Source organism: Kitasatospora sp. NPDC029312 (genome assembly GCF_055569215.1).
Genome location: NZ_JBVHXY010000029.1, coordinates 51,484 through 75,468 on the forward strand (window position 1 = coordinate 51,484; position 23,985 = coordinate 75,468).

General features: G+C 73.0%; 23 protein-coding genes, 1 pseudogene and 1 riboswitch. Of the genes and pseudogenes, 18 read left to right on the top strand and 6 right to left on the bottom strand.

The window, feature by feature from the left end:
• Positions 1–3: 3 nt before the first annotated feature.
• The 6 genes from ACZ4WV_RS23180 (at position 4) to ACZ4WV_RS23205 (ending at position 6,057) form a co-directional block, all read left to right on the top strand.
• On the top strand, positions 4–525 hold the full coding sequence (locus ACZ4WV_RS23180; RefSeq protein WP_465749646.1) for a shikimate kinase: 522 nt from the start codon (positions 4–6) through the stop codon (positions 523–525).
• Positions 518–1,609, top strand: coding sequence for a 3-dehydroquinate synthase (gene aroB, locus ACZ4WV_RS23185; protein ID WP_465749648.1), 1,092 nt, complete (start codon positions 518–520; stop codon positions 1,607–1,609). Before ACZ4WV_RS23180 ends, aroB begins: the two co-directional genes overlap by 8 nt.
• Before the next feature lie 8 nt (positions 1,610–1,617).
• A complete protein-coding gene (gene aroQ / locus ACZ4WV_RS23190) occupies positions 1,618–2,046 on the top strand; it encodes a type II 3-dehydroquinate dehydratase (protein ID WP_465749732.1) in 429 nt (142 codons plus the stop codon).
• A gap of 86 nt (positions 2,047–2,132) precedes the next feature.
• Entirely contained in the window at positions 2,133–3,086 is a 954-nt protein-coding gene (locus tag ACZ4WV_RS23195) for an AAA family ATPase (RefSeq protein ID WP_465749650.1), read from the top strand.
• An 82-nt stretch (positions 3,087–3,168) separates the two neighbouring features.
• Positions 3,169–3,978, top strand: coding sequence for an Fpg/Nei family DNA glycosylase (locus tag ACZ4WV_RS23200; RefSeq protein ID WP_465749652.1), 810 nt, complete (start codon positions 3,169–3,171; stop codon positions 3,976–3,978).
• A 78-nt stretch (positions 3,979–4,056) separates the two neighbouring features.
• Positions 4,057–6,057, top strand: coding sequence for an AAA family ATPase (locus ACZ4WV_RS23205; protein ID WP_465749654.1), 2,001 nt, complete (start codon positions 4,057–4,059; stop codon positions 6,055–6,057).
• Here ACZ4WV_RS23205 and ACZ4WV_RS23210 read toward each other — a convergent pair.
• Both ACZ4WV_RS23210 and ACZ4WV_RS23215 read right to left on the bottom strand, forming a co-directional pair.
• A complete protein-coding gene (locus ACZ4WV_RS23210; protein ID WP_465749656.1) occupies positions 6,045–7,727 on the bottom strand; it encodes a hypothetical protein in 1,683 nt (560 codons plus the stop codon). The two genes, ACZ4WV_RS23205 and ACZ4WV_RS23210, sit on opposite strands and share 13 nt — an antisense overlap.
• 68 nt (positions 7,728–7,795) lie before the next feature.
• A complete protein-coding gene (locus ACZ4WV_RS23215) occupies positions 7,796–8,179 on the bottom strand; it encodes an ArsR/SmtB family transcription factor (RefSeq protein WP_465749658.1) in 384 nt (127 codons plus the stop codon).
• A gap of 81 nt (positions 8,180–8,260) precedes the next feature.
• Positions 8,261–8,454: riboswitch (cobalamin riboswitch) on the top strand.
• Positions 8,455–8,486: 32 nt separating this feature from the next.
• Here ACZ4WV_RS23215 and nicT point away from each other — a divergent pair.
• The gene (gene nicT, locus ACZ4WV_RS23220) at positions 8,487–9,599 is read left to right on the top strand and encodes a Nickel transporter NicT (RefSeq protein ID WP_465749660.1); all 1,113 of its coding nucleotides are present in this window, start codon (positions 8,487–8,489) and stop codon (positions 9,597–9,599) included.
• Between the two features lie 56 nt (positions 9,600–9,655).
• Here nicT and ACZ4WV_RS23225 read toward each other — a convergent pair.
• The 3 genes and pseudogenes from ACZ4WV_RS23225 to rpmG form a co-directional block, all read right to left on the bottom strand.
• Positions 9,656–9,943 (bottom strand): annotated as a pseudogene (locus ACZ4WV_RS23225) (hypothetical protein); the annotation flags it as partial.
• A gap of 121 nt (positions 9,944–10,064) precedes the next feature.
• On the bottom strand, positions 10,065–10,313 hold the full coding sequence (locus ACZ4WV_RS23230; protein ID WP_465749662.1) for a type B 50S ribosomal protein L31: 249 nt from the start codon (positions 10,311–10,313) through the stop codon (positions 10,065–10,067).
• 67 nt (positions 10,314–10,380) lie between these two features.
• Entirely contained in the window at positions 10,381–10,545 is a 165-nt protein-coding gene (rpmG, locus tag ACZ4WV_RS23235) for a 50S ribosomal protein L33 (protein ID WP_465749664.1), read from the bottom strand.
• A 173-nt stretch (positions 10,546–10,718) separates the two neighbouring features.
• On the opposite strand from rpmG, the gene ACZ4WV_RS23240 reads away from it, so the two are divergent.
• From ACZ4WV_RS23240 to ACZ4WV_RS23260, 5 genes are all read left to right on the top strand, one after another.
• Positions 10,719–11,825, top strand: a complete 1,107-nt coding sequence (locus tag ACZ4WV_RS23240) for a M24 family metallopeptidase (RefSeq protein ID WP_465749666.1) — start codon at positions 10,719–10,721, stop codon at positions 11,823–11,825.
• 79 nt (positions 11,826–11,904) lie between these two features.
• Positions 11,905–12,468: an elongation factor P gene (efp, locus tag ACZ4WV_RS23245; RefSeq protein ID WP_465749668.1), complete on the top strand. Its 564-nt coding sequence runs from the start codon at positions 11,905–11,907 to the stop codon at positions 12,466–12,468.
• 4 nt (positions 12,469–12,472) lie between these two features.
• On the top strand, positions 12,473–12,910 hold the full coding sequence (gene nusB / locus ACZ4WV_RS23250; RefSeq protein WP_465749670.1) for a transcription antitermination factor NusB: 438 nt from the start codon (positions 12,473–12,475) through the stop codon (positions 12,908–12,910).
• 121 nt (positions 12,911–13,031) lie between these two features.
• Positions 13,032–13,859 (top strand): thioesterase family protein, encoded by an 828-nt coding sequence (locus tag ACZ4WV_RS23255; protein ID WP_465749672.1) that lies wholly within the window; start codon positions 13,032–13,034, stop codon positions 13,857–13,859.
• Positions 13,860–14,026: 167 nt separating this feature from the next.
• Positions 14,027–14,947, top strand: coding sequence for a hypothetical protein (locus tag ACZ4WV_RS23260; RefSeq protein ID WP_465749674.1), 921 nt, complete (start codon positions 14,027–14,029; stop codon positions 14,945–14,947).
• 174 nt (positions 14,948–15,121) lie between these two features.
• Here the strand turns inward: ACZ4WV_RS23260 and bldD are convergent, their stop codons facing one another.
• Positions 15,122–15,625 carry a transcriptional regulator BldD gene (gene bldD, locus ACZ4WV_RS23265; protein ID WP_030240641.1) on the bottom strand — a complete coding sequence of 168 codons (504 nt, stop codon included), beginning with the start codon at positions 15,623–15,625 and terminating at the stop codon, positions 15,122–15,124.
• Positions 15,626–15,955: 330 nt separating this feature from the next.
• Between bldD and pyrR the strand changes: the two genes are divergently transcribed.
• The 6 genes from pyrR to carB are packed head-to-tail and all read left to right on the top strand — an operon-like array spanning position 15,956 to position 23,982.
• Positions 15,956–16,585, top strand: coding sequence for a bifunctional pyr operon transcriptional regulator/uracil phosphoribosyltransferase PyrR (pyrR, locus tag ACZ4WV_RS23270; RefSeq protein WP_465749676.1), 630 nt, complete (start codon positions 15,956–15,958; stop codon positions 16,583–16,585).
• Between the two features lie 4 nt (positions 16,586–16,589).
• Positions 16,590–17,579 carry an aspartate carbamoyltransferase catalytic subunit gene (locus ACZ4WV_RS23275; protein ID WP_465749678.1) on the top strand — a complete coding sequence of 330 codons (990 nt, stop codon included), beginning with the start codon at positions 16,590–16,592 and terminating at the stop codon, positions 17,577–17,579.
• Positions 17,576–18,880 carry a dihydroorotase gene (locus tag ACZ4WV_RS23280; protein WP_465749680.1) on the top strand — a complete coding sequence of 435 codons (1,305 nt, stop codon included), beginning with the start codon at positions 17,576–17,578 and terminating at the stop codon, positions 18,878–18,880. The genes ACZ4WV_RS23275 and ACZ4WV_RS23280 overlap by 4 nt, the downstream gene beginning before the upstream one ends.
• Complete coding sequence (locus tag ACZ4WV_RS23285; RefSeq protein WP_465749682.1) at positions 18,877–19,500, top strand: PH-like domain-containing protein; 624 nt, start codon at positions 18,877–18,879, stop codon at positions 19,498–19,500. Before ACZ4WV_RS23280 ends, ACZ4WV_RS23285 begins: the two co-directional genes overlap by 4 nt.
• Entirely contained in the window at positions 19,497–20,681 is a 1,185-nt protein-coding gene (carA, locus tag ACZ4WV_RS23290) for a glutamine-hydrolyzing carbamoyl-phosphate synthase small subunit (RefSeq protein WP_465749684.1), read from the top strand. The genes ACZ4WV_RS23285 and carA overlap by 4 nt, the downstream gene beginning before the upstream one ends.
• Positions 20,674–23,982, top strand: coding sequence for a carbamoyl-phosphate synthase large subunit (gene carB / locus ACZ4WV_RS23295; protein WP_465749686.1), 3,309 nt, complete (start codon positions 20,674–20,676; stop codon positions 23,980–23,982). Before carA ends, carB begins: the two co-directional genes overlap by 8 nt.
• The last annotated feature ends 3 nt before the right edge of the window (positions 23,983–23,985 follow it).

The following is a 23,985-nucleotide window of genomic DNA, read 5'->3' on the forward strand; positions in this document are numbered from 1 at the left end:
GGCATGACCGTTCCCGTCGTCGTCCTGGTCGGCCCGCCCGGCAGCGGCAAGTCCACCGTCGGGCGGGCCCTGGCCGAGCGGCTGGGCGTCGGCTTCCGGGACACCGACGCCGACATCGAGGCGCTGGCGGGCAAGCCCATCCCGGAGATCTTCATCGACGAGGGCGAGCCGCACTTCCGCGAGCTGGAGGCGGCGGCCGTGCGGGCCGCCGTCGCCGGGCACGGCGGGGTGCTGGCGCTCGGCGGCGGCGCGGTGATGGCCGAGGCCACCCGTGAGCTGCTGCGCGAGCTGCCGGTGGTCCTCCTGGAGGTGCCGTTGGCCGACGCGGTCAAGCGGGTCGGCCTGGACGCCCCGCGCCCGCTGCTGGCGGTCAACCCGCGGGCCCGCTGGCGCGAGCTGATGGAGGCCCGCCGACCCCTCTACCTCGAGGTGGCCACCGCCGTGGTCGACACCGCCGGCCGCACTCCCGCGCAGGTCGCGGACGCCGTACTGGAAGCACTGGAGCTGAAGACCCCCCATGACTGACACCACCGTCAGGATCCACGTCGGCGGCAGCGCCGGCCACGACCCGTACGACGTGCTGATCGGGCAGCAGCTGCTCGGTGAGCTGGCGCCGCTGATCGGCACCCGTGCCAAGCGGGTCGCGATCATCCACCCGGAGGCGCTGTCCGCCACCGCCGACGCCATCCGCGAGGACCTGCTCGGCGAGGGGTACGAGGCGATCGCGCTCCAGGTGCCGAACGCCGAGGAGGCGAAGAGCGCCGAGGTCGCCGCGTACTGCTGGTCGGTGCTCGGGCAGACCGGCTTCACCCGCAGCGACGTCATCGTCGGCCTCGGCGGCGGTGCCACCACCGACCTGGCCGGCTTCGTCGCCGCGACCTGGCTGCGCGGGGTGCGCTGGATCTCCATGCCCACCACGCTGCTCGGCATGGTCGACGCGGCCGTCGGCGGCAAGACCGGTATCAACATCGCCGAGGGCAAGAACATGGTCGGCGCCTTCCACCCGCCGGTGGGCGTGCTGGCCGACCTCGGCACCCTGGAGACCCTGCCGAAGCACGACTACGTCTCCGGCCTCGCCGAGGTCATCAAGTGCGGCTTCATCGCCGACCCGGCCATCCTCGACCTGATCGAGGCCGACCCGGAGGGCGCCAGGACCCCGGCCGGCCCGCACACCGTCGAGCTGATCCGCCGCGCCATCCAGGTCAAGGCCGACGTCGTCTCCGGGGACCTGAAGGAATCCGGCCGGCGGGAGATCCTCAACTACGGCCACACCCTGGGCCACGCCATCGAGCGCAACGAGCGCTACAAGTGGCGGCACGGCGCGGCGATCTCCATCGGCATGGTCTTCGCCGCCGAACTCGGCCGCCTGGCCGGGCGGTTGGACGACGAGACGGCCGACCGGCACCGCACCGTCCTGGCCTCGGTCGGCCTGCCGCTGAGCTACCGGGCGGACGCCTGGCCGAAGCTGCTGGACGCGATGAAGATCGACAAGAAGTCGCGCGGCGACCTGATCCGCTTCATCGTCCTGGACGGCCTCGGCAGGACCTCCGTCCTGGAGGGCCCGGACCCGTCCCTGCTGGTCGCCGCGTACGCGGAGGTCTCGGCGTGACCAGGGTGATGGTGCTCAACGGCCCCAACCTCGGCCGGCTGGGCAGCCGTGAGCCCGACGTCTACGGCGCCACCTCGTACGCCGGACTGGTCGAGCGCTGCACCGCGCTGGGCCGGGAGTTCGGCTTCGAGGTGGAGGTGCACGAGACCAACTCCGAGCAGCAGATGGTGGAGTGGCTGCACGAGGCGGCCGACGGGAAGGTGCCCGTGGTGATCAACCCGGGCGCGTTCACCCACTACTCGTACGCGATGCGGGACGCCGCCGCGCAGCGCACCGCGCCGCTGATCGAGGTGCACATCTCCAACCCGTACGCCCGGGAGGCCTTCCGGCACAACTCGGTGATCGCCGCGGTCGCCTCCGGCACCATCGCGGGGTTCGGGATCGGGTCGTACGAGCTGGCGCTGCGCGCGCTGGCGGAGCAGCTCACCGCGCGGTGAGCGGGACGGGCGGCGGCCCGGCGGCGGACTGTGCCCGCTGCCGGGCCGCCGTGTAGTGTCCCGCTGAAAGGGTGTCGGGAGGTGCCGTGACGCAGTACGCCGCAGGTGGGCAGGTCCCGCCGCGTCCCGCCGCTCCGCCGGGGCCACCGGGGGGCGGCACGAGGGTGTCCCCGTCGGGGGCGTCCGTCCCACCGCCTTCCCCGCCGCCTCCGACGGTCCGGCCGACGGCCGCCCCGGGGCCGGCTCCCGCACCGGTTCCGGCTCCGATCGCGTCCTCGCCCGTGCCCACTCCGGCGCGTCCGGCCGCGGCGCCCGCTCCGGCACCCGCCCCCGCTCCGGCCGCCGTGCGCGCGCCCGCGGCAGCGCCCGCGCCCGTGGCCGTGCCGAGCGCGCCGGTCCCGGCCGGCGGCACTGGGCACTTCGTGCTGCCCACCGGCACGCCCGTCCAACTCCCCGCCCACCCCCCGCAGCGGCACGCGCCCGCCGGGCCGATCGCCGTCCTGCTGATCGGCCCCGCCGGGGCGGGCAAGACCACCGTCGCCCGGTACTGGGCCGAGCGCCGGGCCACCCCGACCGCGCACATCAGCCTGGACGACGTCCGCGAATGGGTGCAGTCGGGCTTCGCCAACCCGCAGTCCGGCTGGAACGACGCCTCCGAGGCGCAGTACCGGCTGGCCCGCCGCACCTGCGGTTTCGCCTGCCGCAACTACCTGGCCAACGGCATCTCCTGCATCATCGACGACGCCGTCTTCCCGGACCGCCCGGCGATCGGCCTCGGCGGCTGGAAGCGGCACATCGGCCCCGGCATGATCCCGGTCGTCCTGCTGCCCAGCCTGGACTCAGTGCTGCGCCGCAACGCCCGCCGCAGCGGCAACCGGCGGCTCGGCGACGAGGAGGTGGCGCGCATCCACGGGCGGATGGCCGGCTGGTACAACTCCGGGCTGCCGATCATCGACAACTCCTACCTGGACGTCGCCGGCACGGCCGCCGAGCTGGACCGGGTCATCCTGGCCCGGCTGATGGGCATGCCCGTCCGCTGATCAGCCGCCCTCCCGGCCTGTCGGTGGCGGCTGCGATGATGGACCCCGTCCTGCCGTCCTACTCCTGGGGGAGCTGACGCCCGTGCCGGAGGGCCACATCATCCACCGCCTCGCCGACCAGAGCCGCACGGCCTTCGGCGGCCGTCCCGTCCGGGTCTCCAGCCCGCAGGGCCGGTTCGCCGACGAGGCCAAGGTGATCGACGGGCAGTTGCTCACCGGCGCGGAGGCCACCGGCAAGCACCTCTTCCTCGGCTTCGAGGAGGGCGCCTGGGTGCACATCCACCTCGGCCTCTACGGCGGCTTCACCTTCGGCACCGGCCCGGCGCCCGATCCGGTCGGCCTGGTCCGGCTGCGGCTGGCCAGCGACGACGGCTACGCCGACCTGCGCGGGCCCAACACCTGCAAGCTGATCACCGGAGCCGAGAAGGCCGCCGTCGCCGCCCGGCTCGGCCCGGACCCGCTGCGCGCCGACGCCGATCCGGAGGCCGCCTGGCGCCGGATATCGGGCAGCCGCACGACCGTCGCCGCGCTGCTGATGGACCAGAAGGTGCTGGCCGGGGTGGGCAACGTCTACCGCGCCGAGGTGCTGTTCCGCCACCACGTCAACCCGCACCGGGCCGGCCGTGACCTCACCCGCGGCGAGTGGGACGCGATCTGGGCCGATCTGGTCGCCCTGATGCGCGAGGGCGTCGCGGCCGGGCGCATCGACACCGTCCGTCCCGAACACACCCCCGAGGCCATGGGCCGCCCGCCCCGGGTGGACGACCACGGCGGGGAGGTCTACGTCTACCGCCGCGCCGCGATGCCCTGCCTGGTCTGTGGCACGGACGTGCGGACCGAGGAGCACGCCGCCCGCAACCTCTTCTGGTGCCCGACCTGCCAGGTGGCCTGAACGGCCGATCCGCGCGCCCCGCAGCCCGTAGGCTGGGGCGGACCGGCCGGAGGGAGCAGGCGGATGGATCGGCGCGAGGTGACGAACACCGTGTCAGGCGCCACGGTGAGCGGCCACGTGGTTCAGGCCGACAGCATCGGGGCGTTGCACCTCCACCAGCCGGATCCACTGCCGAGACCTCGTCAGGTCCGGGCGCCGCACGGCCCCTTCGTCAACCGGCAGAGCGAACTCGCGGCCCTGAAGGGCGCGTTGGGCCGGGTCGAGGCGGGCGGGCTGGGGATCGTGGTGTTCACCGGCCTCGGCGGGGTCGGCAAGACCGAGCTGATCGCCAAGTTCACCGAGGAGCACCGGGCGAGCTTCCCGGACGGTGACCTCTACGCGGACCTGCTCGCCTACCGGCACCAGGGCGGCGTCGACCTCCCCGAACTGCTGGCCGGCTTCCTGCGCGCCCTGGGCACCGAGCCCCCGGCGGTGGAGGCCGAGCGGTTCACCGCGTTCCGTACCGTCACCGCCGAGCGGCGCTGCCTGTTCTTCCTGGACAACGTCGAGCACGCCGCCGAGGTGCGGGCGCTGCTCCCGTCCAGCGGACTCGTGGTGGTCGCGAGCCGCCGACGGCTGCCCGCGCTGCGGACGGACGGTGCTCAGGTGCGGCAGCTCGGTCCGCTCAGCGCCACGGCCGGCGTCGAGCTGGTGCGCGGGTGGCTGGGCGCCGGGCGCGGCACCGAGGCGGAGCTGGCGGCCCTGGTCGAGAACTGCGGCGGGCTGCCCCTGGCACTGAACGCGGTCGGCAGCCAGCTGCTGGACCGGGAGCACCTGCCGGTCGGCCGGGTGGTGGCCGAACTGCGCGATCGGAAGGGCGGCGTGGCCGTGCTGGACGACGAGGGGAGCGACCTCGGCCCGACCTACGACGCGGTCTACGAGCGGCTGACCCCGCACGGCCGGGCGCTCTACCGGCTGATCGGCGTGCACCCCGGCCCCTTCGTGACGGCCGCTTTGGCGGACGTGGCCGGCGTGGCACGGGCCGCGAAGGCGCTGGCGGAGCTGCGCGCCGTGCACCTGGTGGACGAGGTGCTGGACGCCGACGACTCCGAGGAGCGCTACCGCGCCCATGACGTGGTGCGGCTGCACGCCTACGGGCGGACCCGCGAACTCCCCGGGCGGACGGAGCTGCTGGCCCGAGTGGTGGCGTACTACCGGGGCCGGTGCTCGCTGGCCGACCGGGCGATGGGGTCACGGCTGAGGCTCCAGGCACCCAGCGGCGAGGGCCTGCCCGGCTTCGCCTCCGGGACGGCGGCCCTGGAGTGGCTGCACGCCGAACGGGCCAACCTGCGCGCCGTGGTGGAGGCGGCGGCCGAGCAGCGCTGGCACGGGGAGGTGTGGCGGCTCTGCGAGTCGCTCTGGCCGCTGTACCACGGCCGCAAGCTCTACCAGGACTGGATCGCCACCCACCGGCTCGGCGTCGAGTCGGCCCAGTGGGACAACCAGCCGGATGCCGTGGTCCGGATGCGCAACCAGCTCGCCCGCGCCCACTACGAGCGCCGGGAGTACGGGCTCGCCGCCGAGCAGCTGGCCCTCGCCGCGGAGCAGCTGCCGCTGGTGACGGAGCGCCGGGTGGTGGGGGTGTTGCACGAGACGGACGGACTGCTCCGCCTGGCCGACGGCCGTCCGGGAGAGGCGGTGGAACGGTTCGCGCTGGCCCTGGCGGAGAACCGGGGCGACGCCCACGGCGAGATCGTCCAGAGCTACAACCTGGCGCAGGCGCTGATCGCGGACGGCCGCGCGGAGCAGGCGCTGACCGTCCTGGTGGACGCCGCGGCGCGGGCGGAGGCCACCGGGGACCAGGACATGCTGATGAAGCTGCCGCTGGTCCTCGCCCGGGCCCACCGCGCGCTCGGGCGGCTGGACCTCGCCGTCGCCGCGGCCGGGGACTGCGCCCGCCGGGCCGGGGAGCGCGGGCTGTACTCGAAGGAGGCCCAGGCCCACACCCTGCTGGTCGCCCTGGCCGAGGAGTTGGACGATCGGGAGCTGGCGGAGCGCAGCCGCGCCCGGCTGCGGGAGCTCGCGGGTCAGCAGGGCTGAGGCTCCGTACGGAAGGACACCCGGGTGCGGTGCTCCCCGGTGCGGACGGTGAGGCCGTGCTCGGGCAGGCCGGTCGGGTCGCCGCCGTCGGTGAGCCAGCAGGCGACGGCGGAGCCGAGCAGCAGGGGGTCGAGGGCGGGGTCGGCGCAGCCGAAGTCCCGTTCGGCGACGGCTTCCAGCAGCAGGCCGGTGCGCAGCCGGAGCAGGTGGCGGGCCGGACCGAGGGCGGCCACCGCGACGGCGAGGCCGGGGAGTGCGGCGGCGGTGTCGGCGAGCCAGTGGGCGGCGGGGCGTTCGGCGCGCGGCTCGGTGCGGGCGAGGACCTCGGCGGTGTAGCGCAGGGCGTCGCCCGGGTGGTCGTCGGTGAGCGCGTGGAAGCCGCGCGGGGTGTGGTCGCCCGGGTCGAAGGGGTAGCGCCGCAGGCTGACCTCCGTGCCCTCGCTGCCGCCTTCGACGTCGTAGGCGGTGGGGCCGTCGGTGGTGCCGGGGCGCGGCACGGGCTTGGGGTAGGGCGGCAGGAAGGGCTCGTCCTCGGGCTCGTCCAGGTGCTCCAGGAACGAGTAGAGCAGCGGGCGCAGCAGCCGGGCGGACTCGCCGCGGTGGGCGAGCGCGCGGTCGGTGACGTCGCTCAGGTCGGCCGGGTCCTGGGCGAGGGCCTGTTCGAGCTGGGCGGCGAGGTCGCCGTCGGGGTCGAGGACGGGCGCGGCCTGGCCGAAGGCGTAGCCGGGGGAGCGCGGGTCGAGTTCGTCGGCGCCGGTGGCGACGAGCAGGGTGCGGCGGCCGAGGGCGGCGCCGTAGACGGAGACCGAGCCGTGGTCGCCGATCAGGCAGTCGGCGGCGACGAGCGCGGCCTGCCAACCCTGGTGCGGCGGGATCAGCCGCAGGCCCGTCCGGTGGGCGTCGGCGAGCAGGGACTCGGGGTCGTGCCGGCTCCAGATGTTGGGGTGCAGCACGACGGCGACGGTGTACTCGTCGGCGGGCAGCCGGCGGGCCAGGTTCCGGGGCAGGTCGGGGCGGCGGCCGAATAACGAGTGGGCGCTCCAGGTCGAGTTGACGACGACGAGTCGGCGGCCGTCGACGGCGCCGAGGGCGGCGCGGTAGGCGTCACGGGAGCGCTCGCTGCCGAGCATCCGGTCGAAGCACGGGTCACCGACGACCCGGGCGACGTCCACCGCCTCGGGGCAGGAGGTGCGCAGCCGGTCCAGCTGCTCGGGGTGGGAGAGACCGAGGACGTCCACGAACACCCGGCCCCGGTGGGTCAGTTCCTTGCGGGACAGGCCCGCGGAGCTGACCGTGTCACCGGTGGACTCGGTGACCAGGCGGTTGTAGCCGGCGCCGTGCGGCAGGACGACGAGCCGGGCGTCCAGCCGGTGCATGGAGGCGTGGACGGCGCAGGCGACGGCCAGGTCGAAGCGGTGCCGGAGGGCGTCCTCCCAGTCCAGCACGGTGTAGCCGGGCAGGCCGCGCAGGTACTCGGTCAGGCCGCCGTCGGCGAAGACGGAGCCGGGGTTGACGGTGACGTACCGCTCGATGCCGTCCCGGTGCAGCAGGCTGAGGACGTCCAGGACCCTCGTCGCGGAGGTGAGGGTGCGGGCGACAGCCAGCACGCGGGCCTTGACCGGGCGGGTGTTCCAGCGGTCGGCGGGCCAGACGTGGGGGTGGGACGGCACCTCATGATCGTACTCATCCGGCCGCGCCGAGGCGCCGCTTCCTGAGGGACGGGCAGTCCGAGTGTCGGTCAGCCCGCAGCTGCGGTCGGCTCGTGGTGCTCGCCGGCGGCGCACTCGTCGAGGAGGGGGCGCATGCCCTCGTCGACGAGCCGGTAGCGCACCACGCGTCCGTCCTTGTCCCCGGCGACCACGCCGGCCGTGCGGAGCAGGCGCAGGGCCTGGGAGACGGCGGGGTCGCGCATGCCGGTGGCGACCGCGAGGTCGCTGACGGCGAGCGGGCCGGCCCGGTGCAGGGCGAGCAGCAGGGCGAGCCGTCCGGGGTCGGCGAGCAGGGAGAACCGCTCGGCCCAGGAGCGGACGTGCGCGGTGTCGCCGATCGCGGCGATGGCCTCGCAGACCCGGTGCCCGTCGATGGTGCGGTGGCCCGCGCGGTCGGCCGGTACGAGATGCATGCGCACATTCTTGCAGGCAGGGCCCTGTGATCCTGAACACCTGCACAGGTGCGCAGCCTTGCGAGGGTGGAGCCGGGCCCCTACGGTGTTGCCCGCCGTGGTGCTCGGGAAGACCGGTGGCGGACCTCCAGGGGTCCCAGTCCGGAGCGGCCCTCGCCACTGTGATCGGGGGACAGTTGTCCGGACCCTACGTGCCACTGGGCGCTTCGTGCGCCTGGGAAGGCGGGTCCGGAAGCCCCGTAAGCCAGGAGACCGGCCACGGCATCTCACGAAGTCATTCCACGAGGTGCTGGAGCGTGATCCGCAGATGACCCTGCCCGAAACCGCCGTCCCGACCGAGGCGGCCCCTTCCGTCCTGCCCACGTTCAGATGGAAGCGCGAGGACACCGTCCGCACGGCGGGGCTGATGGCGGTGATCCTGGCCATGCACGTGGTGGCCTTCGGGACGCTCGTCTTCCTGGTCGCGCCCCACGAGTACGCGGTCGGCACCCAGGTCTTCGGGGTGGGCCTGGGCATCACCGCGTACACCCTCGGCATGCGGCACGCCTTCGACGCCGACCACATCGCGGTGATCGACAACACCACCCGCAAGCTGATGGCGGACGGCAAGCGGCCGGTCTCGGTCGGGTTCTGGTTCGCGCTCGGGCACTCCTCGATGGTGGTCGTGATGGCCGCCCTGGTGGCGGGCGGCGCCCAGCTGGCGAACACGCTGATGGACGACGACTCGGCCACCCACAAGTGGCTCGGACTGGTCGGCACCACGGCCTCCGGCGCCTTCCTCTACCTGATCGGCGCGCTCAACCTGGCGGCGCTGCTCGGCATCCTCAAGGTGTTCCGCTCGATGCGGGCCGGGCGGTTCGACGAGGCGGAGCTGGAGGAGCACCTCAACTCGCGCGGCTTCATGGCCCGGGTGCTGAACCGCGCGACCCGCTCCATCACCCGGCCGGGGCAGATGTTCCCGGTGGGCATGGTGCTGGGACTGGGCTTCGACACCGCGACCGAGGTCACCCTGATGGTGATGGCCGGTTCGGGCGCGGCGGCCGGGCTGCCCTGGTACGCGATCGTCTGCCTGCCGCTGCTGTTCGCGGCCGGGATGAGCCTGTTCGACACCCTGGACGGGACCTTCATGAACTTCGCGTACCAGTGGGCGTTCTCCAACCCGGTGCGCAAGGTGTACTACAACCTGACCATCACTGGGCTGTCGATCGCCGTGGCGTTCATCATCGGCACCATCGAACTGGTCGGGGTGCTGCACGAGAAGCTCGACCTGACCGACCCGGTCACCGGGTTCATCTCGGACATCTCCCTGGACAACGTCGGGTACGCGATCGCCGGGCTGTTCGTGGTGGTGTGGGCCGCGGCGATCGCGTACTGGAAGCTGGCCGGCGTCGAGAAGCGCTGGACGGTGGAGCGCTCCTGAGCCGCCGTTGCAGGGCCGCGGTCGGGGGGCGGGGGCCGCGGCCCGGCTCAGGCGGAGGCGAGCAGCAGTCCGCCGCCGGCCGAGGCCTGGGAGAGCAGGGCCATGTCGGCGCCGAAGCCGAACGCGGCGGCCAGGGTGAGCACCAGGGCGGTGCGGGCGGCGGACGGCCCGCCGCGCTCGGGGCCGCCGGCCAGCACCACGCCGACCACGGCCACCGCGCTCCCGGCCAGCTGGACGAGCCCCGGCCGTTCGCCGAGCGCGAGTCCGACGCCGACCGGCACTGCGACGCCGACGGTGGCGGGCGGGGAGACGACGCCCATCGGGCCGAGCGCGAGCGCCCGGTAGCGGGCTGACGGCTGCTGCGGCTGACCATGGTGGTGTCCGTCCCGCCGCCGCGCTGACGGCCTTCCGTCGTGCCGCGACGGCGCCTCCCCGGATCGCGGGAGACGCCGTCGCGGCTGCTGGTCAGTGCCGGTCGCCGTAGCGGCGGCGGAACTGCTCGACCCGCCCGGCGGTGTCGAGCACCCGGGACTGGCCGGTGTAGAAGGGGTGGCTCGCCGAGGAGATCTCCACGTCGATCACCGGGTAGGTGCGGCCGTCCTCCCACTCGACCGTCTTCTCGCCGGTGGCCGTGGAGCGGGAGAGGAAGGAGAGGCCGCCGACCTTGTCGCGGAAGACGACCGGACGGTAGCTCGGGTGGATTCCGGACTTCATGGGGAGCTCCTGTCTGGTGCGGGAGGGGAGGGGCGTCCTGCGGGAGGGCACCCGGCGGAGCGGCGGCTCAGCGCTCTTCGCGGAAGTCGACGTGCCGGCCGGCGGCCGGGTCGTACTTGCGCAGCACCATCCGGTCCGGGTCGTTCCGGCGGCTCTTGCGGGTCACGTACGTGTAGCCGGTGTCGGCGGTGGAGCGGAGCTTGATCACGGGGCGCAGTTCGCTGCGGGCCATCGGTTTCCTCCTCGGCCTGGGACGGCGGACCCGAACCGGGGTGCCGGACTGGAGCCGCGGTTCGGAATGGATGTCATTTTCACTTGGCTCAACGCGGCCTCCGCCGCGCCCATTCCCGCACCGGCGGGGGTGCTCGGCGGGCGGTTCGGGCCGGGGGTTCGTAGGCTCGACGCATGGCGGATGCGTACGCGGGGCGGCGGGAGCGGGTGCGGGAGCACTGCAGTGCGGCCGGGGCCGACGCGGCGCTGGTCACCCGGGCGGCGAACGTCCGGTACCTGACGGGCTGCGCGCCCTGCGGGGCCACGCTGCTGCTCACCCCGGACCGGGTGCTGCTGGCGCTGCCGGACGACCTGCCGCCGGACGACTCCGGGGAGCACCTGATCGCCCCCGACGTCGTCCAGGTGCCGGTGTCGGCCGGGTCGGACACCGCGCTGGCCGCCGCGGCCGCCGCCGCCCGGCTGGGGGTGCGAGCCCTGGCCGTGGAGGAGCACGACCTGACCGTCACCCGGCACCGGGCGGTCGGGAGCCTGGTGGACGGGGCCCGGCTCGCCGACCTCGACCGGGTCGTGGAGCGGCTGCGGGTGATCAAGGACGAGCACGAGATCGCCGACCTGCGGATCGCCGCCGAGATCGCCGACCAGGCGCTCGGCGAGCTGCTGGAGTCGATCCTGGTCGGCCGCACCGAGCGGCACCTGGCGATGGAGCTGGAGCGCCGGATGATCGACCACGGCGCCGACCGGGCCGCGTTCCCCGTCTCCGTGGGCACCGGTAGCCACTCCGGCCAGCCCGCCCACCAGCCGACCGACCGCCGGGTGGAGGAGGGGGACTTCCTCACCGTGGTGATGGGCGCCCAGTACCGCGGCTACGGGGTCTCGACCGCCCGGACCTTCGTGATCGGCGCCGCCCCCGCCCCCTGGCAGGTCGAACTGCACCGGCTGGTCTTCCGCGCCCAGCGGGCCGCCCGGGAGGCCCTCGGGCCGGGCGTGCAGCAGTGCGTACCCGACCGGGCCGCCCGCCAGCTCCTGGAGGCGGCGGGCCACACCGAGACCTCCCCGCACCCGGTGGGCCACGGCATCGGGCTGGAGATCCGGGAGGCGCCGCGCCTCGGCCCCTCGGACATGGGTAAACTGGACAGTCGCGTGCCGGTCACCGTCGGTCCGGGGGTACACCTCCCGGGCAAGGGCGGGGTCCGGATCGAGGACACGCTCGTCGTGCGTCCCCTTGAGGAGGGCGGGCCCGAGCTGCTCACCATCACCACCAAGGAGCTCCTCGCCCTGTGACGGCGGCCCCCCGGGGCGGTCGGCGGCAGGACGCAACCCCTTGGTTCCTTGACAGCTATATCCAGGAGTTAGTGCGCCCGTGGCTTCCACGAACGATCTCAAGAACGGCATGGTCCTCAAGCTGGAGGGCGGCAAGCTCTGGTCCGTCGTCGAGTTCCAGCACGTCAAGCCCGGCAAGGGCCCGGCCTTCGTTCGGACCAAGCTCAAGGAGGTCCTGACGGGCAAGGTCGTCGACAAGACCTTCAACGCCGGCACCAAGGTCGAGACCGCCAACGTCGACAAGCGCGGCATGCAGTTCTCGTACAAGGACGGCGAGAACTTCGTGTTCATGGACATGGACACCTACGACCAGCTGACCATCGAGCCGGCCGTCGTGGGCGACGCAGCCAAGTACCTGCTCGAGGGCTTCGAGGCCCTGGTCGCCACCAACGAGGGCGCGGTGCTGTACATCGAGCTGCCGGCCGCCGTCGAGCTGGAGATCGCCGAGACCGAGCCGGGCGTCCAGGGCGACCGCTCGACCGGCGGCACCAAGCCGGCCACCCTGGAGACCGGCGCCGAGATCCAGGTGCCGCTCTTCATCACCACCGGTGAGAAGGTCAAGGTCGACACCCGCGACGGCAGCTACCTCGGCCGGGTGAAGTAAGTCCGTGTCGGCCGCACGCAGTAAGGCCCGCACCCGGGCCTTCCAGATCCTTTTCGAGGCCGACCACCGCGGAGTCGACCCGCAGCGGGTCCTCGCCGACTGGGTGGCCCGCGCGCGCGAGCCCAAGCCCGACGAGGGCACCCCGCAGGTCGGCGAGTACACCATGGAGCTGATCGAGGGGTACGTCCAGCACGCCCGTCGCATCGACGAGCTGATCGAGCAGTACGCGGTCGGCTGGACCCTCGACCGGATGCCGATCGTGGACCGCAACGTCCTTCGCCTCGGCGCGTACGAGCTGATCTGGGAGGACGGCGTCCCGGACGCGGTCGTCCTGGACGAGTCCGTCGAGATCGCCAAGGAGTTCTCCACGGACGACTCCCCGGCCTTCGTGAACGGCCTGCTCGCCCGCTTCCTGGAGCTGAAGCCGAGCATCCGCCGGTAACCGGCCGCGCCCGCGAACGGCCGCCACCCCCGACGCCGGGGGCCGGCGGCCGTTCCGCGTTTCACCCGCCGGGCGTAATGTGGTGCCCTACTCGCCGGTAACTTGAAGGGCAGGCCGACCCATGACCACCGTGACGCGCAGCGAGTTCGACCAGGGCATCGCCCTGACCAGACACCCGGAGGAAGCCGGCCGCTACCAGGCCGAGCTCGGCGCCGGCTGGCAGATCGGCGGCGGGGTCAACGGCGGGCTCCTGCTCGCCGTGGCCGGACACGCGCTGTCGCTGGAGCACGCCGACCACCCCGACCCGGTGTCGATCAGCGGTTACTACCTGTCCGCCGCCACCCCCGGCCCGGCCACCGTCCGCACCGAGGTGCTGCGCACCGGCCGCGGCCTGTCCACCGGCACCGCCTCGCTCAGCCAGGACGGCGTGGAGCGGCTGCGGGTGGTGGCCAGCCACGGCGACCTCGCCGCCGTCCAGGGCGAGGTGCGCACCACCGCCGTGCCGCCCCAGCTGCCGCCGCCGGACCAGTGCATCGGCGTCGAACACGCGCCCCCGCAGCTCATCGAGCAGGCCGCCCTGCTGGAGCGCTTCGACCTGCGGCTCGACCCGGCGACCGTCGGCTGGGCGCTCGGGCAGCCCTCCGGCAACGGGCGGATCCAGGGCTGGTTCCGGCTCCGCGACGGCCGCCAGCCCGACCCACTGCTGCTCCTGCTGGTCGCCGACGCGCTGCCGCCGGTCACCTTCGACCTCGGCCTGCCCGGCTGGGCGCCGACCGTGGAGCTGACCGTCCACCTGCGGGCCAAGCCGGCGCCGGGCTGGCTGCGGGTCACCCACGCCACCCGCAACGTGGCCGGCGGCTACTTCGAGGAGGACGCCGAGGTCTGGGACGAGGCCGGCCGGCTCGTCGCCCAGTCCCGTCAGCTGGCCAGGGTGCCGCGCCCGGCGTGAGGTGACCCGGGGGTCGCGGCCGTGCGACCACTGGTATTACCGGTGGTTACCTTCCTGTGACACGCCGTACGTGTGTGGCGCGCGGAACTGGGGAGTAACACGGTCAGCGGCGAGCCCCGCCGCTGACCGTCACCGCCGACGGTCGCCCGCCGACGCCAGGAGCCTCGATGACCAGCCGCAAGGGCCGCGCCCGCCGTAACCCCGACTGCACCACCGGCGGCCTGCGGCCCGCGCTGCGGGCGCCGCACCACCGGCAACGGGCCGAGGGTGCCGACCAGGCGTTCGTCATCGGAGTGCTCACCAACGCCGCGGACTTCCAGCGGGCCCGCGCCTGGGGCGTGTGCGACGCCCCCGACTACGAGCGCTACCTCGCCGACACCGCCGAGCTGCTGGCCGACGCGCTGGAGCGGTTCGAGACGGTGCGGGCCCGGATGTTCCACCCGCAGGACTTCGAGGAGTTCTGCCTGCTGCACCGGCTGGACCCGGCCGAGCCGGCCGCGCGCGACCGCTACCTGGTCAACCCGCCGCTGCGGACCCAGCTGTTGGCCTATCAGGGCGAGGAGCTGGCCGGGGACTTCGTGCCGCGCCTGGTCCGCGCCCGGGAGAACGGCCTGACGCTCCGCCACGCCGACCTGCTGCTCGACGGCGGCCTGTACGGGGGCGCGGGCGAGGTCGACGAGGAGCACGCCCGCTGGGTGCGCGCGGCCCACCAGCGCGGGGCCGAGGTGTTCCGCCGGATGCTGGTCGGCGCGGGCGCCGGCGTGTACGAGCTGCGGCTGCGGGTCGACGCCCCGGACGGGAAGCTGGCCGCCGCGGCTCGCGTCCTGCAGTGGGAGGACGGCGTGGTGCGGATCAACGACGAGGACCTCGAGCTGGTCTGCGCGGTGCTGTGCGTCGGGCTGGCCCTGGAGCTGCCGGGCGTCGCGGTGCTGCACGGCTCCCAGGGCTCGGCCGCCGGCTGCGGCGAGTACCTGCCGGCCGCCTGGGCCTGGTCCAGCGGCGGGCCGGACTGGGCGCCGGCCGCCCGCCCGGTGCGGCTGGACGGCGTGGCGGCCCGGCCCGGCTACAGCCTGGGTACGGTCTGCTGACCGGCGGCGCAGGAAGCACCGCGGCGCGGCCCTGGATGCCGGGGCCGCGCCGTGACGTTTCTGCTTACTAATCGGCTCTGCTGGTAATCGGCACTTCCGGCTCGATGAGAGCCGCTATGGACAGCAGATCGTGGAACAGGTCGTGCAGCGGATCGCGAGCCGATGCGGCGAGCGTCAGCCCGCGTCCTCCTCGCGCACCGCGCGGCGCGCGTCGGGGTTGAGCACTCCCCAGGAGATCAGCTGCTCGGTGAGGATCGACGGCGACTGGTCGTAGATCACGGCCAGCGTGCGCAGATCGTCCTGGCGGATCGAGAGGACCTTGCCGTTGTAGTCGCCGCGCTGGCTCTGGATGGTCGCCGCGTAGCGCTGCAGCGGGCCCGCCTTCTCGGAAGGAACCTGGGTCAGTCTCTCCAGGTCGAGGACCAGGCGCGGCGGCGGCTCGGCCGCGCCACCGGGGGTGCCGCCGGGCAGCAGCTCCTGCACCGGAACGCCGTAGAACTCGGCCAGCTCGGCCAGTCGCTGCACGGTGACCGCACGGTCACCGCGCTCGTACGACCCGACGACGACCGCCTTCCAGCGCCCCTGGGACTTCTCCTCGACACCGTGCAGGGAGAGCCCCTGCTGAGTGCGGATCGCTCGGAGCTTGCCTCCGAGCTGCTTCGCGTAGTCGCTGGACATTGATCTCCCCGGACGAGATTGCTTCGCGTTCAGTGGTGGGTCACGGGCTTTGCCGGCGTCGTTACCGGTGGGTTCGACACCCGTCTCGTAACTCACTGTGAGGTTACGTAGAGTAAGGTGTGGCGTCAAGCCGAATGGGGCAGTCGTGCGAATGGCCCGCATCCTCGGCGCATCCGGGGCGTGAACCCGGTGAAGCGGAATCGTGGACGTCCGTTTGCCTCCCGGGGCGCTGGTAGGATGACCCGAAGCCCGCGCCCGGTTCGGCGGGGGCAGATCCCAGACATCCTTTAAGGCCCGTCCCGTGAGGCGGGGAAGGAGGTCCGCTTCGGCATGACCGCACACCACGAAACGACGCCGCGGCCGCCGCACCAGGTGCTGGACGGCTCGGACATCGCCCGGGTCGTCACCCGGATAGCGCACGAGATCGTCGAGCGCGCCAAGGGCGCGGAGGACGTCGTGCTGCTCGGCATCCACACCAGGGGCGTCCACCTCGCCCGCCGGCTGCACGGCCGGCTGGCCCAGATCACCGGCAGCGACATCCCGCTGGGCACCCTGGACATCACCATGTACCGGGACGACCTGCGGCTCAAGCCCGCCCGCGCCCTGGAGCACACCGAGATCCCGCCCGGCGGCATCGACGGCAAGCTGGTGATCCTCGTCGACGACGTGCTGTTCTCCGGCCGCACCATCCGCGCCGCGCTCGACGCGCTGAACGACATCGGCCGCCCCCGGGCCGTCCAGCTCGCCGTCCTGGTCGACCGCGGCCACCGTGAGCTGCCGATCCGGGCCGACTACGTGGGCAAGAACCTCCCCACCTCGCTGCGCGAGGCCGTGCAGGTGCGCCTGGCCGACACCGACGGCGTGGACGCCGTCCTGGTCGGCGACCGCGACCGCGACCACGCCGCCCGCAGCTCGCAGGCCCTGGCCTCCCAGCCCACCGAACCGCACCTCCCGGAGTAGCCGCGTGAAGCGCCACCTCGTCTCCGCCGCCGATCTCAGCCGCGACGACGCGCTGCTGATCCTGGACACCGCCGAGGAGCTGGCCCAGCTCTCCGGGCGGGCCGTCAAGAAGCTCCCCACGCTGCGCGGCCGCACCGTCGTCAACCTCTTCTTCGAAGACTCCACCCGCACCAAGACCTCCTTCGAGGTCGCCGAGAAGCGGCTCTCCGCCGACGTCATCAACTTCTCCGCCAAGGGCTCCTCGGTCTCCAAGGGCGAGAGCCTCAAGGACACCGCGCTGACGCTCCAGGCGATGGGCGCCGACGCGGTCGTCATCCGGCACCACGCCTCCGGCGCGCCGGCCCGGCTGGCCCAGTCCGACTGGCTGCACGGCAGCGTGATCAACGCCGGTGACGGCACCCACGAGCACCCCACCCAGGCGCTGCTCGACGCCTTCACCATGCGCCGCCACCTCAACCGGGGCGCCGGGAACGACCTCGCCGGCCGCCGGGTGACCATCGTCGGCGACGTCCTGCACAGCCGCGTCGCCCGCTCCAACGTGCACCTGCTGACCACTCTCGGTGCCCAGGTCACCTTCGTCGCCCCGCCGACCCTGCTGCCCATCGGCATCGAGAACTGGCCCTGCGAGATCAGCTACGACCTCGACAGCGTGCTGCCCAAGACCGACGCCCTGATGATGCTGCGGGTGCAGCGCGAGCGGATGAACGCCGCGTTCTTCCCGACCGAGCGCGAATACAGCCGCCGCTACGGCATGAACGGCATCCGGATGGCCCAGCTCCCCGACCACGCCATCGTGATGCACCCCGGCCCGATGGTCCGCGGCATGGAGATCACCGCCGAGGTCGCCGACTCGCCGCGCTGCACCGTGGTCGAGCAGGTCGCCAACGGCGTCTCCGTCCGGATGGCCGTCCTCTACCTGCTGCTCGGCGGCGCCGTCTTCGCCGACGGCTCGGCCGAGCCCGCCCGCACCGACTCCGTGGAGACCGCCCAGTGACCAGCTACCTGATCCGCAACGCCAAGGTCCTGGGCGGCGCCCCGCAGGACCTCCACCTCGCCGACGGCGTCATCGAGGCGATCGGCACTACCCTGGCCGTCGAGGCGGACATCGAGATCGACGCCACCGGCATGATCGTGCTGCCCGGCCTGGTCGACCTGCACACCCACCTGCGGGAGCCCGGCCGTGAGGACGCCGAGACCGTCCTCACCGGCACCCGGGCCGCCGCGATGGGCGGCTTCACCGCCGTGCACGCGATGGCCAACACCACCCCGGTGGCCGACACCGCCGGCGTGGTCGAGCAGGTCTGGCGGCTCGGCCAGGAGGCCGGCTACTGCGACGTCCAGCCGGTCGGCGCCGTCACCGTCGGCCTGGAGGGCAAGAAGCTCGCCGAACTCGGCGCGATGCACGAGTCCGCCGCGAACGTCCGGGTCTTCTCGGACGACGGCAAGTGCGTGGACGACGCGGTGCTGATGCGCCGCGCCCTGGAGTACGTCAAGGCCTTCGACGGCGTCGTCGCCCAGCACGCCCAGGAGCCGCGGCTGACCGAGGGCGCCCAGATGAACGAGGGCCAGGTCTCCGGCGAGCTCGGGCTCGGCGGCTGGCCGGCCGTCGCCGAGGAGTCGATCATCGCCCGCGACGTGCTGCTCGCCGCGCACGTCGGCTCCCGGCTGCACGTCTGCCACGTCTCCACGGCCGGCTCGGTGGAGATCATCCGCTGGGCCAAGGCCAAGGGCTGGGACGTCACCGCCGAGGTCACCCCCCACCACCTGCTGCTCACCGACGAACTGGTCCGCTCCTACGACCCGGTGTACAAGGTGAACCCGCCGCTGCGCACCGCCGAGGACGTCCAGGCGCTGCGCAAGGCCCTCGCCGACGGCACCATCGACGCCGTCGCCACCGACCACGCGCCGCACCCGGCCGAGGACAAGGACTGCGAGTGGGCCGTCGCCGCGATGGGCATGGTCGGCCTGGAGACCGCGCTGTCGGTCGTCCAGCAGACCATGGTCGACACCGGCCTGCTGAACTGGGAGGGCGTCGCCGACCGGATGTCGCACCGCCCGGCCCGGATCGGCCGTCTCACCGGGCACGGCCGGCCGATCTCGGCTGGTGAGCCCGCCAACCTGGTGCTGTTCGATCCCGCGTACCGTGGTGCCGTGAACCCGGAGAGCTTCGCCACCCGCAGCCGCAACACCCCCTACAAGGGCATGGACCTGCCCGGACGGGTGCACGCCACCTTCCTGCGCGGCCGCGCCACCGTGCTGGCCGGCGAGCCCACCGAGCAGGGCGGCCTGGCATGACCGCGCTCGCCGCGGGGGCGATCGGCGCGGCGGCCCACGCCGTGCTCGCCAAGGAACAGGCGAAGGTCACCAACTGGCCGGGCTACATCGGCTGGTCCGTCGGGCTGCTGATCGTCATCGGCCTGGTCTACTGGCTGATGCGCCAGGGCTGGAACTGGCGGCGCACCCTGCAGTCCGGCATCCCGCCGCTGCCCGCCGTGCCGGCCGGCGCCGGCCGGACCATCCTGGAGACCAGCGGCCGGTACCACGGCACCACCACCGCCGGGGACTGGCTGGACCGGGTCGTCGCGCACGGCCTGGGCACCCGCAGCCGTGCCGACCTCACCCTCGGCGAGGACGGCCTGCTGGTGCGGCGCCCCGGCGACGTGGACTTCTGGATCCCGGCCGAACATCTGAAGGGTGCCCGGACGGACTCCGCGATCGCGGGCAAGGTCGTCCCCTCCGGACTGCTCGTCGTCACCTGGACCCTCCCCCAGCCCTCGGCCGGGGGGACCCCGATGGACACCGAACTGGACTCCGGGTTCCGGGCCGACCACCCCGATGAGCACACCGCCTGGGTCGAGGCGATCGCCCAGCTCGCAACACGTACGAAGACGAAGACGGAAGAGGCCGCGCAATGACCGCACCTGCCCCCACCACGCAGCGCCAACGGCGGGACCGTGTCCCCGCTGTGCTCGTCCTGGAGGACGGCCGGACCTTCCGCGGCCAGGCCTACGGCGCGACTGGCGAGACCTTCGGCGAGGCGGTCTTCAACACCGGCATGTCCGGCTACCAGGAGACCCTGACCGACCCGTCGTACCACCGCCAGGTGGTCGTGATGACCGCCCCGCAGATCGGCAACACCGGCTGGAACGACGAGGACGACGAGTCCAAGCAGATCTGGGTCGCCGGCTACGTCGTGCGTGACCCCGCCCGGGTGGCGTCCAACTGGCGCTCCCGCCGCTCGCTGGACGAGGAGCTGGCCCGCCAGGGCGTCGTCGGCATCAGCGGCATCGACACCCGTGCGCTGACCCGCCACCTGCGCGAGCGCGGCGCCATGCGCTGCGGCATCTTCTCCGGCGAGGCGGTGGCCGACCAGGCCGCCCTGCTCGCCCGGGTGCAGCAGTCGCCCGAGATGAAGGGCGCCGACCTGTGCGCCGAGGTGGCCACCACCGAGCCGTACGTGGTGCCCGCCGTCGGTCCCGGCGGCGAAGCCCTGCCCATCGGCACCGCGAGGTTCACCGTCGCCGCGCTGGACCTCGGCATCAAGGCGATGACCCCGCAGCGGATGGCCGAGCGCGGCATCGAGGTGCACGTGCTGCCGGCGAACTCCAGCCTGGAGGACGTCTACGCGGTCAGCCCGGACGGCGTGTTCTTCTCCAACGGCCCGGGCGACCCGGCCACCGCCGACCACCAGGTCGCCGTCGCGCAGGGCGTGCTGGAGCGGGGCACCCCGTTCTTCGGGATCTGCTTCGGCAACCAGATCCTCGGCCGCGCCCTCGGCTTCGGCACCTACAAGCTCAAGTACGGCCACCGCGGCATCAACCAGCCGGTGCAGGACCGCACCACCGGCAAGGTCGAGGTGACCGCCCACAACCACGGCTTCGCCGTGGACGCGCCGCTGGACAAGGTGAGCGACACCCCCTACGGGCGGGTCGAGGTCTCCCACGTCTGCCTCAACGACGACGTGGTCGAGGGCCTGCAGGCGCTCGACGTGCCCGCCTTCAGCGTGCAGTACCACCCCGAAGCGGCTGCCGGCCCGCACGACGCCGCCTACCTGTTCGACCGCTTCGTGAAGCTCATGGAGGGCCAGCGTGCCTAAGCGCACTGACATCAAGTCCGTCCTGGTGATCGGCTCCGGCCCGATCGTCATCGGCCAGGCCGCCGAGTTCGACTACTCGGGCACCCAGGCCTGCCGCGTCCTCAAGGCCGAGGGGCTGCGGGTCGTGCTGGTCAACTCCAACCCGGCCACGATCATGACCGACCCGGAGATCGCCGACGCCACCTACGTCGAGCCGATCACCCCGGAGTTCGTCGAGAAGATCATCGCCAAGGAGCGCCCCGACGCGCTGCTGCCCACCCTGGGCGGCCAGACCGCGCTGAACACCGCGATCTCGCTGCACGAGGCGGGGACGCTGGAGAAGTACGGCGTCGAGCTGATCGGCGCCGACGTCGAGGCGATCAACAAGGGCGAGGACCGCGACCTGTTCAAGGGCGTCGTCGCGGCCGTCAAAGCCAAGATCGGCCACGGCGAGTCCGCCCGCTCGGTCATCTGCCACAGCATGGACGAGGTGCTGGCCGGCGTCGACACCCTCGGCGGCTACCCGGTCGTGGTCCGCCCCTCCTTCACCATGGGCGGCGCCGGCTCCGGCTTCGCCCACAACGAGGAGGACCTGCGCCGCATCGCCGGCCAGGGCCTGACCCTCTCGCCGACCACCGAGGTGCTCCTGGAGGAGTCCATCCTCGGCTGGAAGGAGTACGAGCTGGAGCTGATGCGCGACAAGAACGACAACGTCGTGGTCGTCTGCTCCATCGAGAACTTCGACCCGATGGGCGTGCACACCGGTGACTCGATCACCGTGGCCCCGGCGATGACGCTCACCGACCGCGAGTACCAGATCCTGCGCGACGTCGGCATCGCCGTCATCCGCGAGGTCGGCGTCGACACCGGCGGCTGCAACATCCAGTTCGCCGTCAACCCCGTCGACGGCCGGGTCATCGTCATCGAGATGAACCCGCGCGTCTCCCGCTCCTCGGCGCTCGCCTCCAAGGCCACCGGCTTCCCGATCGCCAAGATCGCCGCCAAGCTGGCCGTCGGCTACACGCTGGACGAGATCCCCAACGACATCACCGCCGAGACCCCGGCCTCCTTCGAGCCGACCCTCGACTACGTCGTCGTCAAGGTGCCGCGGTTCGCGTTCGAGAAGTTCCCGAGCGCCGACGCCACGCTGACCACCACCATGAAGTCCGTCGGCGAGGCCATGGCGCTGGGCCGCAACTTCCCGGAGGCGCTGCAGAAGGCGCTGCGCTCGCTGGAGAAGAAGGGCTCCCAGTTCAGCTGGACCACCCCGCTGGGCGACAAGTCCGAGCTGCTGGTCAAGGCCGCCGTGCCGACCGACGGCCGGATCAACACCGTGATGGACGCCATCCGGGCCGGCGCCACCCCGGAGGAGGTGTTCGACGCCACCAAGATCGACCCGTGGTTCGTCGACCAGCTCTTCCTGCTCGACGAGATCGCCGGCGAGCTGGCCGAGGCCGCCGAGCTCACCCCCGAGCTGCTGCGCCACGCCAAGCGGCACGGCTTCTCCGACCAGCAGATCGGCGAGATCCGCGGTCTGCGCCCCGACGTGGTCCGTGAGGTGCGCCACGCGCTCGGCATCCGCCCGGTGTTCAAGACCGTCGACACCTGCGCCGCCGAATTCGCCGCCAAGACCCCGTACTTCTACTCGTCCTACGACGAGGAGAGCGAGGTCGCCCCGCGCACCAAGCCGGCCGTGATCATCCTCGGCTCCGGCCCGAACCGCATCGGCCAGGGCATCGAGTTCGACTACTCCTGCGTCCACGCCTCCTTCGCGCTGGCCGACGCCGGGTACGAGACCGTCATGGTCAACTGCAACCCGGAGACCGTCTCCACCGACTACGACACCTCCGACCGGCTCTACTTCGAGCCGCTCACCCTGGAGGACGTGCTGGAGATCGTCCACGCCGAGCAGCAGGCCGGCCCGCTGGCCGGTGTGATCGTCCAGCTCGGCGGCCAGACCCCGCTCGGCCTGGCCCAGGCGCTCAAGGACAACGGCGTGCCGATCGTCGGCACCCAGCCCGAGGCGATCGACCTCGCCGAGGAGCGCGGCGCCTTCGGCCGCGTGCTGCGCGAGGCCGGCCTGCCCGCGCCCAAGCACGGCACCGCCTTCTCCTTCCAGGAGGCCAAGGCGATCGCCGACGAGATCGGCTACCCCGTGCTGGCCCGCCCGTCCTACGTGCTCGGCGGCCGCGGCATGGAGATCGTCTACGACGAGGCCTCGCTCGCCTCCTACCTGGAGCGGCACGCCGGTCTGATCTCCGAGCACCCGGTGCTGATCGACCGCTTCCTGGACGACGCGGTGGAGATCGACGTCGACGCGCTCTACGACGGCACCGAGCTCTACCTCGGCGGCGTCATGGAGCACATCGAGGAGGCCGGCATCCACTCCGGCGACTCCGCCTGCGCGCTGCCCCCGATCACCCTCGGCGGCTACGACATCAAGCGCCTGCGCACCTCCACCGAGGCCATCGCGCGGGGTGTCGGCGTCCGCGGCCTGATCAACATCCAGTTCGCGCTGGCCGGGGACATCCTCTACGTGCTGGAGGCCAACCCGCGCGCCTCCCGCACCGTCCCGTTCACCTCCAAGGCGACCGCGGTGCCGCTGGCCAAGGCCGCCGCCCGGATCTCGCTCGGCGCCACCATCGCCGAGCTGCGCGCCGAGGGCCTGCTCCCGGCCGAGGGCGACGGCGGCACCCTGCCCGCCGACGCGCCGATCGCGGTCAAGGAGGCCGTGATGCCGTGGAGCCGCTTCCGCGACATCCACGGCCGCGGCGTGGACACCGTGCTCGGCCCGGAGATGCGCTCGACCGGTGAGGTCATGGGCATCGACAAGGTCTTCGGCACCGCCTACGCCAAGGCCCAGTCCGGCGCGTACGGCGCGCTGCCGACCAAGGGCAAGGTCTTCGTCTCCGTCGCCAACCGCGACAAGCGCAACCTGGTCTTCCCGGCCCGGGCGCTGGTCGGCCTGGGCTTCGAGGTGCTCGCCACCGCCGGCACCGCCGAGGTGCTCCACCGCGGCGGCATCCCGTCCACGCTGGTGCGCAAGCACAGCGAGGGCGAGGGCCCGAACGGCGAGAAGACGATCGTCCAGCTGATCCACGACGGCGAGGTCGACCTCATCATCAACACGCCGTACGGCACCGGCGGACGCCTGGACGGCTACGAGATCCGCACCGCGGCCGTCTCGCGCGGCGTCCCGTGCCTGACCACCGTGCAGGCGATGGGGGCGGCCGTCCAGGGCATGGACGCGCAGCTGCGCGACGAGGTCGGGGTGATGTCGCTCCAGGAGCACGCCGAGCTGATCAACGCCGGCCGCAAGTAGCGC

Excerpts from the sequence above, each read along its gene's own strand:
- ACZ4WV_RS23180 (WP_465749646.1), top strand. The coding sequence starts at position 4 with ATGACCGTTCCCGTCGTCGTCCTGGTCGGCCCGCCCGGCAGCGGCAAG.
- aroB (WP_465749648.1), top strand. The coding sequence starts at position 518 with ATGACTGACACCACCGTCAGGATCCACGTCGGCGGCAGCGCCGGCCAC.
- aroQ (WP_465749732.1), top strand. The coding sequence starts at position 1,618 with ATGGTGCTCAACGGCCCCAACCTCGGCCGGCTGGGCAGCCGTGAGCCC.
- ACZ4WV_RS23215 (WP_465749658.1), bottom strand. The coding sequence starts at position 8,179 with ATGCATCTCGTACCGGCCGACCGCGCGGGCCACCGCACCATCGACGGG.
- nicT (WP_465749660.1), top strand. The coding sequence starts at position 8,487 with ATGACCCTGCCCGAAACCGCCGTCCCGACCGAGGCGGCCCCTTCCGTC.
- ACZ4WV_RS23230 (WP_465749662.1), bottom strand. The coding sequence starts at position 10,313 with ATGAAGTCCGGAATCCACCCGAGCTACCGTCCGGTCGTCTTCCGCGAC.
- rpmG (WP_465749664.1), bottom strand. The coding sequence starts at position 10,545 with ATGGCCCGCAGCGAACTGCGCCCCGTGATCAAGCTCCGCTCCACCGCC.
- ACZ4WV_RS23240 (WP_465749666.1), top strand. The coding sequence starts at position 10,719 with ATGGCGGATGCGTACGCGGGGCGGCGGGAGCGGGTGCGGGAGCACTGC.
- ACZ4WV_RS23255 (WP_465749672.1), top strand. The coding sequence starts at position 13,032 with ATGACCACCGTGACGCGCAGCGAGTTCGACCAGGGCATCGCCCTGACC.
- ACZ4WV_RS23260 (WP_465749674.1), top strand. The coding sequence starts at position 14,027 with ATGACCAGCCGCAAGGGCCGCGCCCGCCGTAACCCCGACTGCACCACC.
- bldD (WP_030240641.1), bottom strand. The coding sequence starts at position 15,625 with ATGTCCAGCGACTACGCGAAGCAGCTCGGAGGCAAGCTCCGAGCGATC.
- pyrR (WP_465749676.1), top strand. The coding sequence starts at position 15,956 with ATGACCGCACACCACGAAACGACGCCGCGGCCGCCGCACCAGGTGCTG.
- ACZ4WV_RS23285 (WP_465749682.1), top strand. The coding sequence starts at position 18,877 with ATGACCGCGCTCGCCGCGGGGGCGATCGGCGCGGCGGCCCACGCCGTG.
- carA (WP_465749684.1), top strand. The coding sequence starts at position 19,497 with ATGACCGCACCTGCCCCCACCACGCAGCGCCAACGGCGGGACCGTGTC.